Genomic DNA, 17,283 nt, shown 5'->3' with positions numbered 1-17,283 from the left:
GGTCTCGGCCCCTCCTTCTGGAGGGGCCGAGAGCCGTTTTCGCTGCCTTCCGACGTCCCGGCGGACGAACACCACGGCCCCGCCCTCCCGGAGGAGAGCGGGGCCGTGTGCGCTGAAGGGTCAGTGCCAGCTGTGCGGGGCCCGGAAGCCGGGCTCGCGCTCCAGGCGGCGCCAGCCTGCCTTGTGGCGGCCTCGGTGGACCGGAGCATCAGTGGGGGCGGCGGCGGCGCGGGCCAGCAGGATCGCCGTGATGGCGGCGACTTCCTCGGGCTCGGCGTGGCCCTTCTCGACGCGAATGTCAGGCGTGTCCATAGGTTTCAGTCTCCGTGAGAGAGGTTTCCGCGGGGGTACCGCGGAGGATCCGCTGGGTTACTGCGGGGGGTTGCCGTGCTTGCGGGAGGGCAGGTCCGCGTGCTTGGTGTGCAGCATCGCGAGCGACTTGATCAGCACCTCGCGGGTTTCCGCGGGGTCGATGACGTCGTCGACCAGGCCACGCTCCGCCGCGTAGTACGGGTGCATGAGCTCGGCCTTGTACTCCTTGACCATGCGCACCCGCATCGCCTCGGGATCCGCTGCCTCGGCGATCTGACGGCGGAAGATGACGTTGGCCGCACCTTCCGCACCCATCACGGCGATCTCGTTCGTCGGCCACGCGTAGGTGAGGTCCGCCCCGATGGACTGGCTGTCCATGACGATGTAGGCACCTCCGTACGCCTTGCGCAGGATGAGCGAGATCCTCGGCACCGTCGCGTTGCAGTACGCGTACAGCAGCTTCGCGCCGTGCCGGATGATCCCGCCGTGCTCCTGGTCGACGCCCGGGAGGAATCCGGGGACATCCAGGAGGGTGACGATCGGAATGTTAAAAGCGTCACACATCTGGACAAAGCGCGCAGCTTTTTCGGAGGCCTCGATGTCCAGCACGCCCGCGAGGGTCTGCGGCTGGTTGGCGACGATGCCCACGACCTGGCCGTCGAGACGGGCCAGCGCGCAGATGATGTTGCGCGCCCAACGCTCGTGGACCTCCAGGTAGTCGCCGTCGTCGACGAGCTCCTCGATGACCTTCGCCATGTCGTACGGCCGGTTGCCGTCCGCGGGGACCAGGTCCAGCAGGACGTCCGAGCGGCGGTCGGCCGGGTCCTCGGATTCGACGTGCGGCGGGTTCTCGCGGTTGTTCTGCGGGAGCATCGACAGGAGGTAGCGCACCTCCGCGATGCAGGTCTCCTCGTCGTCGTACGCGAAGTGGCAGACGCCGGACGTCTCGGCGTGCACGTCGGCGCCGCCGAGGCCGTTCTGCGTGATCTCCTCGCCGGTGACGGCCTTGACCACGTCCGGACCGGTGATGAACATCTGCGAGGTGTCGCGGACCATGAACACGAAGTCCGTGAGGGCGGGGCTGTAGGCCGCGCCGCCCGCGCACGGGCCGAGCATCACGCTGATCTGCGGGATGACGCCGGACGCCTTGGTGTTGCGCTGGAAGATGCCGCCGTAGCCCGCGAGGGCGGAGACGCCCTCCTGGATACGGGCGCCCGCGCCGTCGTTCAGGGAGACCAGCGGCGCACCGGCCGCGATGGCCATGTCCATGATCTTGTGGATCTTGGTGGCGTGGGCCTCGCCCAGCGCGCCGCCGAAGATCCGGAAGTCGTGCGCGTACACGAAGACCGTACGGCCCTCCACCGTGCCCCAGCCGGTGACGACACCGTCGGTGTACGGCTTCTTCGCCTCCAGGCCGAACCCGGTCGCCCGGTGCCGGCGCAGCTGCTCGACCTCCTGGAACGAACCGGCGTCCAGCAGCAGCTCGATGCGCTCCCGGGCCGTCAGCTTGCCCTTGGCGTGCTGTGCCTCGGTCGCCTTCTCGCTGGGGCCCCGCAGCGCCTCCGCACGGATCGCGTGCAGCTCGGCCACGCGCCCGCGCGCGTCCGTGGGTTCGCCAGGGGTGCTCGCGGAGTCTGTCGGGCCGGCCTCGTCCAAAACGGTCATGTAGCGACCTTACGAAGCTCACCAAGGAAAGCGAGCCGTCGACTCCGTACAGTCTCCGGGCCGTTTTCCTGGTACCCCTGAACAGAACCTCAACCTTATGCAGGCGATCTGACTGCTCAGAGGCCCTTCGGCTTGTAGAGGTCGCACAAAGGAGTCACCTGAGAGTCACCTCACATTCATGAGTGGCGCATGCCATCCCTGGAGTGAAACGGACCCTCAATCGGCGGCCTGTGCCGAGCACCTCGACGGTCGGATCCGCGCGGACGACCTCGCGCACCGGCCGGTCCCAGACGATCTCCAGCGCCTCCCCGGTACGCGGCGGCTCGCTCACGCAGAGCGTAGCGGTACTCCCCCGGCGCCGTACGAGCACGCTCGCCCCCGCCGAGGCGCCCAGCGGCCCCGCCGTGCCGGCCCCCCAGAAGTTCGCGGCCGTCAGGCCGAGCGAGCGCACCTGGACGGCCTGGCGGCGGGCGTCGTTCGCGAGGACGCACAGCCAGTCGCGGTCGGCCGCCCGGGCCGCCACGGCGTCGCGCGAGGCCCCCGGCATCAGGAGATAGGCGTACGCCGCCCCGGCCGGGTCCGTGCCATGCTCCAGCCAGAGCGTCTGCCAGCGCCGGGTGCGTCGCTCGGTGGTGCTGGTGGTGTTGATGTCGGACCAGGCGCCGGTGCGGTCCTCGCGCAGGGCGCGCAGGGCCGACGTACCGCCCGGAAAGACCCATCCGCCGTGGCCCTCCAGATGAGCCCATCCGCGAGCGAGCGTGAACCGCTGCGTGCCGCCCTCCCCCAGGTTGCGGTTGTCGACCACCGTCTCGACGGGCACCCCGTCGGCGGCCGTGATCCCCGCGCCCAGGCAGATGAGGGAGTCGGCGACGCAGAACCACGACTTACGGGCTTCGAGGGTGGAGCCGAGCCCTTTGAGATGCTGCCCCACGGCCGCGTAGGTGCCGTCCGTGGTCCCGCCGACCCACCGCACGGCGGGCCTCGCCGCTCCCCATTCGCCGCCCTCCCTGTCGGCAAGTCGCTTGGTGGACACGGTCGTTCCGGGCAGCCGGTACCAGTCCACGGTGGGCCAGAACCAGTCCGTGTACTGGTCCGCGTGCCCGTCGGCCCAGCACAGCGTCATCCCGGCGCCGGTGTGCCAGCCGCGCGGGTTCTCGCCGTTGCCGCACTCGTAGAAGGCGATCCGCTCGGAGGCCAGGGAGAGGTTGGCGGTGAACCCCGGGCCGCGGTGCACGGCGCGGTCCATGGCCGCGAAGAGGTGGTGTCCTGCGGGTTCGGGGGCGGGCTCGGCGGTGGAATCGGCCACGGCGCGCAGCCGGGCGAGATCGGCGACCCCGAACTGGGCCGCCGTGAGGACCGGGGTCACCGTGTCCCGCTCGATCCACCCCTTGATCCGCCCGTGCCAGCGGTCCCGCTCGGCGGGAGTCGCCCCCTCGGCCAGCAGCGCGATCGCGGCGATCAGCCCCTGCCCGTGGAAGTGGTCGCTGCGCATGACGTGCCGGTCGTCGCTCTTCAGGTAACCCCGGCTGATGGCACGCCCGTTGACGCTGTCCATCGCCAACCCGTCGTGGATCAGGGGCGCGTAGGCGTGCTCGACGCTGTCGAGGACGATCTGCCGGTTCGGGTCGGTCACCTCCCAGGTGGACCCTGCCAGCAGCGCGAAGAGCCGGCCCAGACCGTCGAGCATGACCTGTCCGTACGTCCCCGAGTACGCGACCCAGGTGTGCTGCACGAACGAGCCGTCCGCGTAGAGCCCGTCCCCCGTCGTCACGTACGGGAAGACGGGCGAGAGCGCGTCCCGGGCGAGCGCGATCCGGTCGGGAGCCCGGCCGAGGATGCCGCGCAACGCGACGGACCGGCAGAGGTCGACGCGGTTGGCGCCGGTGGAGGTGCCGGCGTAGACGCGGAGCATGTCGTCCGGGATGAAGTGGTCGACGGCGGCGCAGGCGGCGGCTCTCCGCGCGTCGGTGAGGTGGTCGTACAGGGCCGCCACGATGTCCATCAGGAGGCGGGGGCTGCCGATCTGCCACTCCCACCAGTTGCCGTAACGGGTGGTGGAAGGGTTGTAGACGGTGGCGGAGAGGTGGTCGAGGCCCGCGATCACGTCCGCGAGGAGGGTGTCGTCGGCGGTCGACCCGGTGCCCTCCTGGAGGTACGCCTGCGTCATCGTCCACAGCCTGCCGTAGCTCTGGGTGATGCCGGAGGGCGGGTCGAAGGGATACCCCGGCCAGAGGGAGCCGGCCGTCGGCGCCATGGTCGCCGCGAAAGCGCGGGCGAGTTCGCCGGTCTCGCGCAGACGGGAGGCGTACGGCTCGGCCGCGGGGTCGTAGCCGGTCCCGAGGGCTATTTCCAGCCAGCGCGCACGGAGGCCGGCGTACTCGTCGGCGTCCGCGTGAGCGGGGGGTGCGCCACCGGCGGCCGCCGCGAGGGCGGCCGCCAGCAGAAACGTCCGACGGGTGGCCGCCACGCCTAGCAGCCGCCACAGTTGTAGTAGAGGACGTCCCAGTGGCTGCCCTCGTCGGCATAGATGTTGCCGGAACCGGACTGGTACTGCGGGGCACCGTCGCCGCGCAGGCCGATGTAGCCGAAGTTGTTCTTGATGTAGGCGGTGACGCAGGTGTTCTTGCCGTAGTCGAGCTTGTAGCCGTTCCAGTGCGAGTACGTGCCACTCGCGTGGCCGGTCTCGGTGCCGCCGGTGATGTTGAGCGCGCAGCCGCTGGCCCGCTTCAGGGTCTGGGCGCCCTGTGCGGTGGCGAGGTTGAGCTGCTCGAAGGACGTACAGGTGGAGTTGTTCCGGTCGGAGCAACCTCCGGACGAGGACCAGGTGATGCCGACCTCACGGAACATCGAGGTGGCCGTGGCGTGGCTGATCTTGGTGACGGCGAAGGCGTCGGTGGCGGTGCCGACGACCGCGACACCGGGGGCGACGACGAGGGCGAGGGCGGTCAGGGCGGAGCGAAACTTCATGGGGACCCTTCCTGCGGACGACCGTGCTTCCTGTGGAGCGGCTGTGCGGGCGGTGCAGGCGGTGCACGGAGATGGTGCCCGAGGTCTACGCGCGTCCGCCAGAGGGCGGACGGAATCAACTCAAAGTAACGTCGCCGACACGCTGCGATTGATGTTGAAAATTGAATGGAATAGGTCTACGGTCCTTCACGTTGACCTCGTTGAACATTCAACATCCTCTGTGCCGCGGCTTCCGGACGAATCCGCGACCTGTCCCCCCTAGGAGCACGTCATGGGCATCTTCAGCCGCAAGAGCGCCACCGACACCCCCGAGACCGCCACGGCCACGACCGCCGAGGCCGCCGCCGTGAACCCCGACCTGGCCGCGCTGACCGGCGACTACACCATCGACCCGGCGCACACCACGATCGGCTTCGTCGCCCGGCACGCGATGGTGACGAACGTCAAGGGCCACTTCAAGGACGCCGAGGGCACCCTGCACCTGGACGGCGCGGACCCCTCCAAGTCCACCGCCTCGATCGACGTCAGGATGGACAGCATCGACACCGGCTCCGCGGACCGCGACGGCCACCTCAAGAGCTCCGACTTCTTCAGGGTCGAGGAGTTCCCGACGATGACGTTCCGCTCCACCACGGCGGAGGCTCTGGGCGGCGACGACTACCGGATCACCGGTGACCTGTCGATCCTGGGCGTCACCAAGCCGCTCACGATCGACCTGGAGTTCAACGGCGTCGCCAAGGACCCGTTCGGCAACGAGCGCGCCGGCTTCGAGGGCAAGTCCGAGATCCTGCGCTCCGAGTGGGGCCTCACCTGGAACGCGGCGCTGGAGACCGGTGGCGTGCTCGTCTCCGACAAGATCAAGCTGGTCTTCGACATCTCGGCCATCAAGAACGCGGGCTGATCCCTTCCCCCGCCTTCACCGAGCCGCCGGTCTTCTGAGCTCCTGAGCGCGCCCGCCCTTCGACTCCCCCGCACGAGGAGGGCGGGCGCTCCGCATGTCCCGGGGCGGCGCACCCGTCTCCGGCTCCCCCCGGAACCCTGGGGAATCGCGGGGCTTCTCCTGTGAGTCCGCTGTGCACCGTTGAGTGTTCACAATGAAACCGACAGAATTGCTGACAATCTCTTCCGCGAGAAATTACGTTCGCGTACGGCCTCAAGAACGACACCACCGGTGTCACGAGCAAGCGTCTCGACGGCCCAGCGGCGCGGGACCGGCAGCGGCCACCAGGCCGAGGCGATGGCCCAGGGCGACCGCGAGTACGAGGACGTCGCTGTGTAGTCCGGCGGCGCCCTCCAGCCACAGGGCGGCGGCCCACTGCTCACGCTCACCACTCGGGGCTGCCGCGCGCTGGAGCGGGACATGGCCGAGCGTGACGCCTGGCCGGCCACGGCGCTCGGCACGCTGAGCGAGACCGGGCGGGAGGTGCTGCGGCTCGCGGCCGGGCTGATGGACGGCCTCGCCGACGTGGAGGTGGCGCGAGAAGGGGGGTGCCCTACCAGCCGGACGTACCTGTCGGACCTACCCCCAGGCCCACCTGTCTGAACTGACTGTCTGCCCCACCGGTCCGAACTACCAGTCCCAGTGCGGGACTTCGCGCAGTGGATGCAGCTCCTCGTCCGTCTTTGCCCGGGAGTTCTGCTGGGCCACGTGCGAGCCGAACTCGACGTGCGAGCGGACCGCCGCGCGGAACGGTTCGTCGTCCGGCAGGTCCGCCTCCTCGAGGGACTCCAGATAGACCTGTACGAAGCGTTCGCGCTGCTCGTCGGTGATCCGCAGGCCACGGTGCACCTTGATGATGTGCTCGAAGCCGAGTTCCCGGCTGAAGCGGTCGGGGCCGCCGAAGGACTCCGCGGTGAACCAGGTCAGATGGTCGACGTGGTGCGGTTCGCGGCGTGGGAAGACCTCGCGCAGGACCGGATCCGCGAGTGCCATCGCGTAGAAGATCTCCTCCAGGCGGTGCAGGGCCTCGTCGCCGCCCGCGTGTTCGTAGAGATTCGTCATGGCCCTCATGGTGGGGCGGTGGATCGGATTCCGCCAAGAGCCCCACTCCGCACGGCTCTATCCCACTCGGCCCGGCTCCGCTCCGCTCGGCTCTATCCCGCTCGGCCCGGCTCCGCTCGGCTCGGTAGGGCGCCCCCCGATGCTCAGAAGCCTCCTCCGAAGTCCCCTCCCCCGCCGAAGTCACCGCCTCCCCCGCCGTCCCCGAAGCCGCCGCTGAAGTCGCCGGGGTCGAAGTCGGCGCCCGAGACGTCGCCGCCGTCGTAACCGGCGCCGCCGAAGTCGCCGTATCCGGAGCCGTAGTCGGACGCGTACGAGGGGCTGGACATCACGCTGCCGAGCAGTGTGCCGACGAGGAGGCCGGGCAGCAGGCCGCCGCCGAAGTAGCCGCCGGCCCAGGGGCCGTACGCCGGGCCCGCGTCCCAGTACGGGCGGCGGCCGTACTCCGTCTCGACCTCCCGGACCGCCGGGTCGGCTCCGTCGGCGAGGCGGGCCCGGTCCGCCGCGCAGACCGGGACCTCGCGGGCCGCTCCGCCGGAGGGCGTCCAGGTCGCGTCGGCGACGGACGGGCCGTGGCGTGGGTCGAAGAAGCAGGGGGCCCGGCGCTCGGGGACCGGCCTGCCCTCGCGGCGCGCGGCGAGTACCGCGAGCGAGAAGCGGCCGTCCTCCAGGGACTGGGTGACCGCGCGTACGTCCTCGGGGCGCCGGGCCGCGGCCATGGACGACTTCGCCTGTTCGTACGCGTCCAGGCCTCGCTCGTAGTCCGCGCGCATCGCGTCGTCCGCGCCCGCCTCGGCGGGGTGGAAGTCGAGCCGGTCGAGTTCCTCGCCGAAGGCCGTGATGTCCTCGTCGACGACCACGCGGAGCTTGTCGAGCGCGGCGCGCTGCTCCTCCTCCTTGCGGCGACGGTTGCGGCGTACGAGCGTGTACGCGCCCGCGCCGCCGGCCACGACGACCGCGCCGACCCCGATCAGGGCGCCCGTGGAGACGCCGCCGCTGCCTGTGCCGCCGCCGCTCCAGCTCCCGGGGGCCGAGCCGCCGATGTTGGTGAGGGCGCGGTCCGTGAAGTCGTTCAGCTGGGTCGTCGCGTTCTTCTCGCCCTGAACGCTGGTGACGAGGTTCTGCACGGCGGTGCCGGACATCACCGAGGCGTCGGCGCGGGCGTCGAAGCGGTCGCCCAGCCGGATGGCGTACAGGCCGGTGATGCCGGTGGCGGTGCGCAGGTTCTGGAAGAGGTTCTGGGTGGGGAAGCCGGCGGGGAGGACCGCGACGAGGAGGGGCTTGTCCGCGGCCTTGATCTTCTTGGCGAGGGTGGTGGCGTCCGTGGCGGACAACTGGGTGGAGGCGGCGGGGTCCACGTAGACCGGCGTCTTGCGGAGGGCGGCGGCGATCGTGTCGATGGAGGTGGCCGCGTGGGCGCTGGGCGCGCTGGGCGCGCCGGGCGCGAGTACCGCCAGGGCGGCGACGACCAGCGCGAGCAGGAGTCCGGGGAGCCCTCGGGTGCGTGCGGCCTTCATGTCTTCGAAACTACCCGAAACCACTCCGGAGGGGTGGAAATGTGGTTTTTGGGACGGGTAGGGGCTTACGGGGGTTTTCGCCCCCTCCGCCCCTACCCGTCCCGTACCTGGGGGCCGCCGCCCCCAGACCCCGCGCTCTCGGCCTGAACGGCCTCGTCCTCAGACTTTCGGACGCCTCAGACTTTCGGACGCCTCAGACTTTCGGACGGGAGACGCCGGACGGGTCGGCGGTCACCCGGCCCGGTACGCCTCCGTCAGTTTCGCGACCGCGGCCGCGTAGTCGCCGGTCAGGAGGAGGTGGTCGGCGTCGGCGAAGGGCTTTGCCGTTGCCGCGGTGATGGCCGAGCCGATCTTCTGCTGGACCAGGAGGCGGGCCTTGGTGACGAGTGCGCGGCCCGCCTCGGCCGAGCCGGCCTTCTCCGCGATCCTGGCGGCGATCTCGAGACCCTTCAGCGTGGCCGAGCCGCCCTGCGGCACCTTCGTGAGAGTGGTCAGCCCCCAGCCGTACGGGAACTGCGGATCGTACGACGTGTCCCCGACGTTGATCGGGAGCTGGGACTCCGACTTCGGCCAGGTGACGGGGAGTTGGCCGGTGAAGGGGCGCTTGCCGTAGAGGACGTCGGCGACACCGTCGCCCTCTGTGCCCGGCAGCCAGGAGGCGACCAGGGAGTCGACGGCGGACAGCCGGTCGCCGATGAGCTGCGGGCGGCCCGAGACGATCAGGACCGCGCATTTCATGGCAGCGCACACCTTGTCCACGGCGGCCTTGTCGGCGGCGGTCAGGTCGAGGTCGTTGCCATTGCCCACGTCCCCGACACCCTCGGCGTACGGGGTCTCGCCGACGACGAGCACGCCCACGTCGTAGCCGCTGGTGGGCGCCGAGGCGTCCTTGGAGTACGTGATGACGTCACCGCTGGCCTTCCGCATCCCTTCCAGGATCGTCGTGCCGTCCGTGTGCTTTCCGGACGAGCCCTGCCAGGTGAGGGTCCAGCCGCCGGTCTGGTTGCCGAGGTCGTCGGCGTTCGATCCGGCGACGTACACCTTCTGGGACTTCTTGAGCGGGAGTACGCCGTTCGCGTTCTTCAGCAGGACCTGCGACTCGGCTGCCGCCTGGCGGGCGACGGCCCGGTGCGCGGTCGAGCCGATCTGCGCCGCGCCGCTCGTGTCGGCGTACGGCTTCTCGAAGAGGCCCAGTTTGAACTTCTGCGTGAGGATGCGCGAGACGGCGTCGTTCACCCGGCTCTCGCTGACGCGGCCCGCCTTCACCTCGTCGATCAGGGTGGTGCGGAAGTCCTTGTACGCGTACGGGACCATGATCATGTCGAGGCCCGCGTTGATCGACGTACGGACGTCGGAGGCGTAGTCGCCGGGGATCTGGTCGATGGCCGCCCAGTCGCTGATGACGAAGCCGTCGAAGCCCATACGGTCCTTGAGGACGCCGTTGATCATGTCGGCGCGCGCGTGCATCTTCACCGGGCCCTGACCGTCGCCGACGATGTCGAGGGACGAGTAGGAGGGCATGACCGAGCCGATGCCTCGGTCGACCGCCGTCTGGTACGGGGAGAGGTGGATCGCCTCCAGCTGCTGCCGGGTGACCTTCGTGACGCCCTGGTCGATCGTGTACGAGCCCGTCGTGGACGAGCCGTACACCGTGCCGCCGTCACCCACGAAGTGTTTGGCGGTGGCGAGCACCTTGTCGTCGTCCTTCAGGTCCTTGCCACTGGCGGCGCCCTGGAGGCCCTGGATGATCGTCTCCATGGACTTCACCAGCGCCGGGTCCTCGCCGAAGGACTCGTACGAGCGGCCCCAGCGTTCGTCGCGGGTGACGCAGAGGCAGGGGGCGAAGTCCCACGGGATGCCGGTGGCGCGGACCTCGGAGGCCGTCACCGAGCCTGTCTTCTGGGCCAGTTGGGGATCACGCGTCGCGCCGATGCCGATGTTGTGCGGCATGATCGTCGCGCCGACCAGGTTGTTGTGGCCGTGCACCGCGTCCACGCCGTAGATCAGCGGGATCTGGAACCTCGTCGCCTGGGCGCGGAGCTGGAAGGCGTCGATCATCTTCGCCCAGGCCTCGGGGGTGTTGGGCGTCGGCGTCGAGCCGCCGCCCGACAGCAGCGAGCCGAGGTCGTACGTCGCGATGTCGCCCTGCGTGGTGACCGCGCCGCGTTCGGCCTGGGTCATCTGCCCGGCCTTCTCCTCCAGGGACATCCGGGAGACGAGATCGGCGACCCGCTTCTGCACGGGCAGCTTCGGGTCCAGATACGGGAGTCCGTGGGCGTCGATGACGACCTGCGGGGTCTCGGTGGGGGCCTTCGCGCCGGCGACCGTGAGCTTGAGCGGAATCGTCTCGGCGGATTCGGCGGACTTGTCCTTCAGCGTGGGCACCTGGATCGTGCGCGAGGTGCCGGACGCCGTGCCCGCGGGGAAGGTGACCTCGCCCTTGACCGGGGTGTAGTCCGTGCCGGACTCGGCGGTGCCGCCCGCGCTCTCGTACGCGACGGTCACCGGCTCGTCGATCGGGGCGGCGCCGGTGGTGGCGACGGAGACCTTCACCGCGGCCGTGCCGCCCTTCTTCACCGGGTACACGGCGGAGTCGGTGGTCACGGAGGCCCGCAGGGACTGGTCGGCCTTGCCGTACAACTCGACGTCGTCCATGGCGAACTTGCCCTTGAGGCCGACCGGGAGCGTGACGGCGTACCCCCACATCTGGGTGAGGCCGAGGACCTGGTCGATACCGCCGACGGGCTGGTAGTCCGTGCGATAGGTGAAGTCGGTGAAGGGGATCTCGATCTGTTTCCAGCCGGTGAAGTCGTCGGTGAAGGACGTCGTCCACAGCTCGGAGGCCTCGCCGTTCGCGCCGCCGTCCTTGATCTCGAACGCGATCTTCTTGGCGTTGTTCTGGCCGTCCCACCAGAAACGGATGCCCTTGTGCGTGGACCAGTCGTGGGCGGGCAGGCCGGAGGCGAAGTCGTGGGTGAAGCCGCCGTAGCCACTGATGTCGTAGCTGCCGGTGAGCACCTTGGCGCCCTCGGGGGCGTCGGCGCGGGCGGTCAGGGCCAGTTGGGGCGGGTCGTCGGTGTCACTGCCCCAGGTGAAGATGCCGTCGGCGGGCGGATTCGCGAACGGGACCTCTCCCTCGAAGGCATCGACGGGGACCGGGGCCGGTTCGTCGGCCCCCGCGGCGGCCCCCGCTGAGGCCAGGGGCAGCAGCCCGGTGAGCAAGGCGGCGGAGGCGAGCAGGGCGGTTCTTCGCATGGACCTTCCCTCGACTCTCGTAAATCCTCTTCAGTGAGCTCCGTGATCTTCAGCGGGCTGCGGCGAACCACAGCGGGCCTCAGTAAGCCTCTTGAGTACTCTTACGACTTAGATCACGGCGTGAGTTAACTGGCGTCCCCGGAACCCGTCAAGACTTCACGTCAGAACCGGTACACAGCCAATCGGCAGCCGGAACAGGGCCGTTGTTCCTTCAGACTGTGAACGCGCACCCCCTTGACGCGCGTCCGCAGCCGTCATTTACTCACGCCTCGCACGCCCCACTCCCCCACTCCCAGAAGGGCGGCGCCCATGAGCCTCCTGAGTAGACCCACCCGGACGGCACGGCTGCTGCTGGCCGGGCTGCTGACGACCGCCGGGCTGACCACTGTCGGCTCGGTGCCCGCGCACGCCGCGGGCGAGCAGGTCACGGCCTGGCTGACCACGACGGACGACACCGGCGGCCGCCATGTCACCCGTGGATTGCAGGCGCAAACGCCATTCGCCTTCCAGTCCGGCAGCGGGGGCAGCGGCGAGAACATCAGCGTCGACGAGAACACCCGATACCAGACCTTCACCGGCGGCGGCGCGTCCTTCACGGACACCGCGGCATGGCTGATGAACAGCAGCGGCGCACTGTCGCAGACCACGCGCAACGCCACCATGACGAAGCTGTTCTCGCCGACCGACGGCATCGGTCTGTCCTTCCTGCGCAATCCGATGGGCGCGTCGGACCTGGCACGGTACGGCTACAGCTACGACGACGTGCCGGCCGGGCAGACCGACCCGAACCTGACCAAGTTCTCGATCGCACACGACCTTGCGGATGTGGTGCCGCTGACCAAGCAGGCGCTCCAGCTGAACCCCTCGCTGACCGTGATGGCCTCGCCGTGGACGGCGCCGGCCTGGATGAAGGACAGCGGGTCGCTCAACGGCGGCTGGCTGAAGTCGGAGGACTACGGGGCGTACGCCTCGTACTTCGTGAAGTACCTCCAGGCGTACCGGGACCAGGGCGTGCCGGTGTCGTACGTGACGGCGCAGAACGAGCCGACGTGCTGCTCCGGATACCCCTCGATGAGCTGGAACGCCTCGGGCCTCGCCTACTTCACGAAGAGCGAGCTGCTGCCGAAGCTCCAGGCGGCGGGGCTGTCCACGAAGGTCCTCGCGCACGACTGGAACTGGGACGTGTACGACTCGTACGCCGCCCAGACCGTCGACGACGCGGCGGTGCGCTCGCACCCGAACTTCGGCGGGATCGCCTGGCACGGCTACGGCGGCGACGTCACCAAGCAGACCACCGTCCACAACCAGTACCCCACGCTGGACGCCTTCGGGACCGAGCACTCGGGCGGCACCTGGATCGCCAACCAGCAGCGCGAGGACATGCTCAACATCGTCGACTACACCCGGAACTGGGCGAAGTCGGTGACGAAGTGGTCGCTGGCCGTGGACCAGAACATGGGTCCGCACAACGGGGGTTGCGGTACCTGCACCGGGCTCATCACGGTCCACAACGGTGACGGCCAGAGCGGGACGGTCGACTACACCATCGAGTACTACACGATGGGGCATCTGACGAAGTTCGTACGGCCGGGCGCGCAGCGCATCGCGTCGACCGCGAGCTCGTCGGTGCCGAACGTCGCGTGGCGCAACCCGGACGGGTCGAAGGCGCTGATCGCGTACAACGACGCGTCGACCGCGAAGACCGTGACCATCAACTGGGGCTCGCAGCACGCGACGTACTCGCTGCCGGGCAAGACGTCGGCGACGTTCACCTGGTCGGGGACGCAGGGCGGGGGCGGCAGCCAGTCGGGGGCCTTCGTCGGGCTGGCCGGCAAGTGCCTCGATGTGGCCGGGGGTTCGAGCACCAACGGCACGGCGGTGCAGCTCTACGACTGCAACGGCTCGACCGCGCAGCGGTGGACGGTGCAGGCCGACGGTTCCGTCCAGGCACTGGGCAAGTGCCTGGACGTGACCTCGGCGTCGACCGCCGACGGGGCACAGGTCCAGCTCTACGACTGCAACGGTTCGGGGGCTCAGCGGTGGTCGTACAACTCCACCACCGGGGATGTCGTCAATACCGCGGCCAACAAGTGCCTTGATGTGACAGGGAATTCGTCGGCGAACGGGACTCGGGCGCAGATCTGGACCTGCACGGGGGCGGCCAACCAGAAGTGGCATCTGCAGTAGGGGTGCGGGACGGGTGGGGTGGGGGTGGGGAGATTTTTTCGCCCCCTCCGCCCCTGCCCGTCCCTTCTTCCTGTCTTCTCTTCCTGCCTTCTCTTCCTGTCTTCCTGGGCTCCGCCCCAGACCCCGCTCCCCAGGCCCGCTCCTCAGACGCCGGAGGGGCTGGAACCACAGACCACCTACTCCGCCGGCTCGACCCCCGCCCGCAGCAGGCCGTACGTGTACGCGTCCTCCAGTGCCTGCCAGGAGGCGGCGATGACGTTCTCCGCCACGCCGACCGTGGACCACTCGCCCGTGCCGTCGGACGTGGAGATGAGGACTCGGGTCGTGGAGGACGTGCCGTGCTTGCCCTCCAGGATGCGGACCTTGTAGTCGACGAGCTCCAGCTTGGCGAGCTGGGGGTAGATCTTCTCCAGGGCGACCCGCAGGGCGCGGTCCAGGGCGTTGACCGGGCCGTTGCCCTCGGCGGTGGCGACGATGCGCTCGCCCTTGGCGTAGAGCTTGACCGTGGCCTCGTTGGCGTGGCTGCCGTCGGGGCGGTCCTCGACGATGGCCCGCCAGGACTCCACCTCGAAGTAGCTGCGGGCCTTGCCCTCGGCCTCCGCGCGGAGCAGCAGCTCGAAGGAGGCGTCGGCCGCCTCGTACGTGTAGCCCTTGAGCTCGCGCTCCTTGACCCGCTCGACGACCCGGCCGACCAGTTCGCGGTCGCCGCTGATGTCGACGCCGAGCTCCTTGCCCTTGAGCTCGATGGAGGCGCGGCCCGCCATGTCGGAGACCAGCATCCGCATGGTGTTGCCGACCTGCTCGGGGTCGATGTGCTGGTACAGGTCCGGGTCGACCTTGATCGCGGAGGCGTGCAGGCCCGCCTTGTGGGCGAAGGCCGAGACGCCTACGTACGGCTGGTGCGTGGACGGGGTGAGGTTGACCACCTCGGCGATCGCGTGGGAGATGCGGGTCATCTCGCGCAGGGCGCCCTCGGGGAGGACCTTCTTGCCGTACTTGAGCTCCAGGGCCGCGACGACCGGGAACAGGTTCGAGTTGCCGACCCGCTCGCCGTAGCCGTTCGCCGTGCACTGCACGTGGGTCGCGCCCGCGTCGACCGCGGCGAGGGTGTTGGCGACCGCGCAGCCGGTGTCGTCCTGGGCGTGCATGCCGAGCCGGGCGCCGGTGTCGGCGAGGACCGTGGCGACGACCGCCTGGACCTGGGCGGGAAGCATGCCGCCGTTGGTGTCGCAGAGCACGACCACGGCGGCGCCGGCCTCGGAGGCGGCGCGGACCACGGCCTTGGCGTACGCGGGGTTGGCGCGGTAGCCGTCGAAGAAGTGCTCGCAGTCGACGAAGACCCGGCGGCCCTGCGAGCACAGGTAGGAGACGGTGTCGCGGACCATCTCCAGGTTCTCGTCGAGGGTGGTGCGCAGAGCCAGCTCGACGTGCCGGTCGTGCGACTTGGCGACGAGGGTGATCACCTGGGCGCCGGAGTCCAGGAGCGCTTTGACCTGCGGGTCCTCGCTCGCCTTGCCGCCCGCCCGGCGGGTGGCGCCGAACGCGACGAGCTGGGCGTGCTTGAAGTCGATCTCCTGCTGGGCGCGGGCGAAGAACTCGGTGTCGCGCGGGTTGGCGCCGGGCCAGCCGCCCTCGATGAAGCCCACGCCGAAGTCGTCCAGGTGCCGTGCGATGGCCAGCTTGTCCGCCACAGTGAGGTTGATGCCCTCACGCTGCGCGCCGTCGCGCAGCGTCGTGTCGAAGACGTGGAACGAATCGTCGAGTTCGCTGGTGTCCGTCATGGTCTCTGGCTCCTGATGTCGGATCTCGGTCTGTACCGGAATGACCGGCTCCACCGTCCCCCAATGATCCCTCGCGCTGCGCTCCCGGCTGAAGGTGGGCCAGAAAAGCGAAAAACCCCTCGCGGGTGCGAGAGGTCTGCGCGCGGGTCGAGGACGACGGTGTCCGCCCGTACCTGGTCGTACGTGGCGGTCACTGCGGACCGGCGCGCCTGCTGCCAATAATCATGGCGAACGAGAGCACGGGGGCAGTCTGGCACAGTCCGCCCCCGTGCTCACCGGTGTCTCACCATGCGAGCCGCGGGTGATTCAGCTGATTCAGCGCAGTCGGCGCACAAAGCCGTCGGTCGCGCCGTTCGTGTCGCCGGCGACCAGTTGCGCGGAGCCGGAGCCGAGGCCGAGGAGCGTGCCTCCGCGACCGCCGAACGAGGTCACGTAGACGCCTTCGTCGGTGACGGGCCCGCCGCTGGCCGCCACGCTGGCCAGGCGGGAGGTGCCGGTGCGCAGATCCCGCACGTAGATGTTGTCCTGCCCCTGCGGCTCCCGGAACGGGTAGGCCACGTACCGGCCGTCGCGGCTGATCCGCGGCGCGGAGATGACCCCGGGGCCGCCCGGGCCGTCGTGGACGACGGCCCGGGTGGTGTGCGTTCGCAGGTCGCGTACGTAGGTGCCGGTGTTGACGGCGCCGTTGGGGACGAGGTCGTCGCCGCGGTAGGAGAAGGCGATGGAGCGGCCGTCCGCCGACAGGGAGGGGTCGAGGCCGTACACCTTGCCGGGGCTGCCGTCCGGTGTGACGTTGACCTGTTCCTCGGTGCCGGTGCGGCGGTCGTGCACCATCAGCGGGCCCGTCCCACCGCGCGGGTCGTTCTGCGTGTACGCCACGTAGCGGCCGTCGGCGCTCAGGTCCAGGTGGTAGGAGCCACGGGTCGGCTGGTCGCGGTTGCTGATCCGCTCGACGGTCCCGGTGCGGCGGTCGGTGACGTACACGGCCGGGTAGATGACGCTCGTGCCGGTCTCCATCTGGCTGGGCCGGGCGTTGAAGGCGACGTACCGGCCGTCGTCGGAGATCGCGGCGTCGCCGTGCGCGTAGGCGGACACCCCGCCCGGCGCCTTGCTGACCAGTTCGGTACGGCCCGTGCGCCGGTCGTGCACGTAGACGTCCTGCGCCCAGTCGGGCCCGGGCACGGGCCGGTCGACGAGGTTGGTGGCCGTCGAGACGAACACCACGTACCGCCCGTCGGCGCTGATGGCCACGGCCTGGGAACCGCGGTCGGCCTGGGCGCCGCCCGTGGCGACGCCGACCCGCTCCACGCGACCCGTGCGCAGGTCGCGGACGAAGGCGTCCGGTGCGTCGTTCGTGTCGCCCGGGACGAGGTTCGGCGCCTCCGAGCCGAACGCCGCGTAGCGGCCGCCGGCGCTGAGGTAGGGGCCGGTGGAACTCCCCGTGCCCTGCTCCCCCGTGGCCGACACGGTGACCCGCTCGGTGTGCGGGCCCCCGGGGGCGGCGCCTGCCGAGGGGCCGGTCAGCGCCACGGTGGCGGCGACGACGGCGGCCGCGAGCGCGGCGGTGCGTGTGCTGGCGTACAAGATCTGTTCCCCCTGA

General features: G+C 70.0%; 12 protein-coding genes. 3 read left to right on the top strand and 9 right to left on the bottom strand.

Annotated elements, in window-relative coordinates; genetic code table 11:
* Positions 1–120: 120 nt before the first annotated feature.
* The 4 genes from ACFVXA_RS30460 to ACFVXA_RS30445 all read right to left on the bottom strand — a co-directional run bounded on the left by ACFVXA_RS30460 (position 121) and on the right by ACFVXA_RS30445 (position 4,944).
* On the bottom strand, positions 121–312 hold the full coding sequence (locus ACFVXA_RS30460) for an acyl-CoA carboxylase subunit epsilon (protein WP_362026635.1): 192 nt from the start codon (positions 310–312) through the stop codon (positions 121–123).
* A 57-nt stretch (positions 313–369) separates the two neighbouring features.
* Entirely contained in the window at positions 370–1,977 is a 1,608-nt protein-coding gene (locus ACFVXA_RS30455) for an acyl-CoA carboxylase subunit beta (protein WP_362026633.1), read from the bottom strand.
* A gap of 154 nt (positions 1,978–2,131) precedes the next feature.
* Entirely contained in the window at positions 2,132–4,444 is a 2,313-nt protein-coding gene (locus ACFVXA_RS30450; RefSeq protein WP_390027758.1) for a polysaccharide lyase 8 family protein, read from the bottom strand.
* A gap of 2 nt (positions 4,445–4,446) precedes the next feature.
* On the bottom strand, positions 4,447–4,944 hold the full coding sequence (locus ACFVXA_RS30445; protein ID WP_362026627.1) for a hypothetical protein: 498 nt from the start codon (positions 4,942–4,944) through the stop codon (positions 4,447–4,449).
* Between the two features lie 271 nt (positions 4,945–5,215).
* On the opposite strand from ACFVXA_RS30445, the gene ACFVXA_RS30440 reads away from it, so the two are divergent.
* Both ACFVXA_RS30440 and ACFVXA_RS30435 read left to right on the top strand, forming a co-directional pair.
* A complete protein-coding gene (locus ACFVXA_RS30440; protein ID WP_389749293.1) occupies positions 5,216–5,845 on the top strand; it encodes a YceI family protein in 630 nt (209 codons plus the stop codon).
* A gap of 459 nt (positions 5,846–6,304) precedes the next feature.
* Entirely contained in the window at positions 6,305–6,487 is a 183-nt protein-coding gene (locus ACFVXA_RS30435; RefSeq protein ID WP_390027755.1) for a hypothetical protein, read from the top strand.
* 27 nt (positions 6,488–6,514) lie between these two features.
* Here the strand turns inward: ACFVXA_RS30435 and ACFVXA_RS30430 are convergent, their stop codons facing one another.
* From ACFVXA_RS30430 to ACFVXA_RS30420, 3 genes are all read right to left on the bottom strand, one after another.
* Positions 6,515–6,946: a group II truncated hemoglobin gene (locus ACFVXA_RS30430; RefSeq protein ID WP_390027753.1), complete on the bottom strand. Its 432-nt coding sequence runs from the start codon at positions 6,944–6,946 to the stop codon at positions 6,515–6,517.
* A 143-nt stretch (positions 6,947–7,089) separates the two neighbouring features.
* Positions 7,090–8,460 carry a hypothetical protein gene (locus ACFVXA_RS30425; RefSeq protein ID WP_390027751.1) on the bottom strand — a complete coding sequence of 457 codons (1,371 nt, stop codon included), beginning with the start codon at positions 8,458–8,460 and terminating at the stop codon, positions 7,090–7,092.
* A gap of 231 nt (positions 8,461–8,691) precedes the next feature.
* On the bottom strand, positions 8,692–11,715 hold the full coding sequence (locus tag ACFVXA_RS30420) for a glycoside hydrolase family 3 N-terminal domain-containing protein (RefSeq protein WP_390027748.1): 3,024 nt from the start codon (positions 11,713–11,715) through the stop codon (positions 8,692–8,694).
* 309 nt (positions 11,716–12,024) lie between these two features.
* On the opposite strand from ACFVXA_RS30420, the gene ACFVXA_RS30415 reads away from it, so the two are divergent.
* Positions 12,025–13,902 (top strand): ricin-type beta-trefoil lectin domain protein, encoded by a 1,878-nt coding sequence (locus ACFVXA_RS30415; protein ID WP_362026612.1) that lies wholly within the window; start codon positions 12,025–12,027, stop codon positions 13,900–13,902.
* Between the two features lie 176 nt (positions 13,903–14,078).
* Here the strand turns inward: ACFVXA_RS30415 and cimA are convergent, their stop codons facing one another.
* Entirely contained in the window at positions 14,079–15,683 is a 1,605-nt protein-coding gene (gene cimA, locus ACFVXA_RS30410) for a citramalate synthase (RefSeq protein ID WP_362026609.1), read from the bottom strand.
* A gap of 315 nt (positions 15,684–15,998) precedes the next feature.
* The gene (locus ACFVXA_RS30405) at positions 15,999–17,267 is read right to left on the bottom strand and encodes a TolB family protein (RefSeq protein WP_390027746.1); all 1,269 of its coding nucleotides are present in this window, start codon (positions 17,265–17,267) and stop codon (positions 15,999–16,001) included.
* Positions 17,268–17,283 lie beyond the last annotated feature (16 nt).

It is taken from the genome of Streptomyces sp. NPDC058246 (assembly GCF_042881985.1).
Lineage (GTDB): Bacteria > Actinomycetota > Actinomycetes > Streptomycetales > Streptomycetaceae > Streptomyces.
Note: the sequence above shows the minus strand (reverse complement) of the source record. Positions and strands in the feature narration are given on the sequence as shown.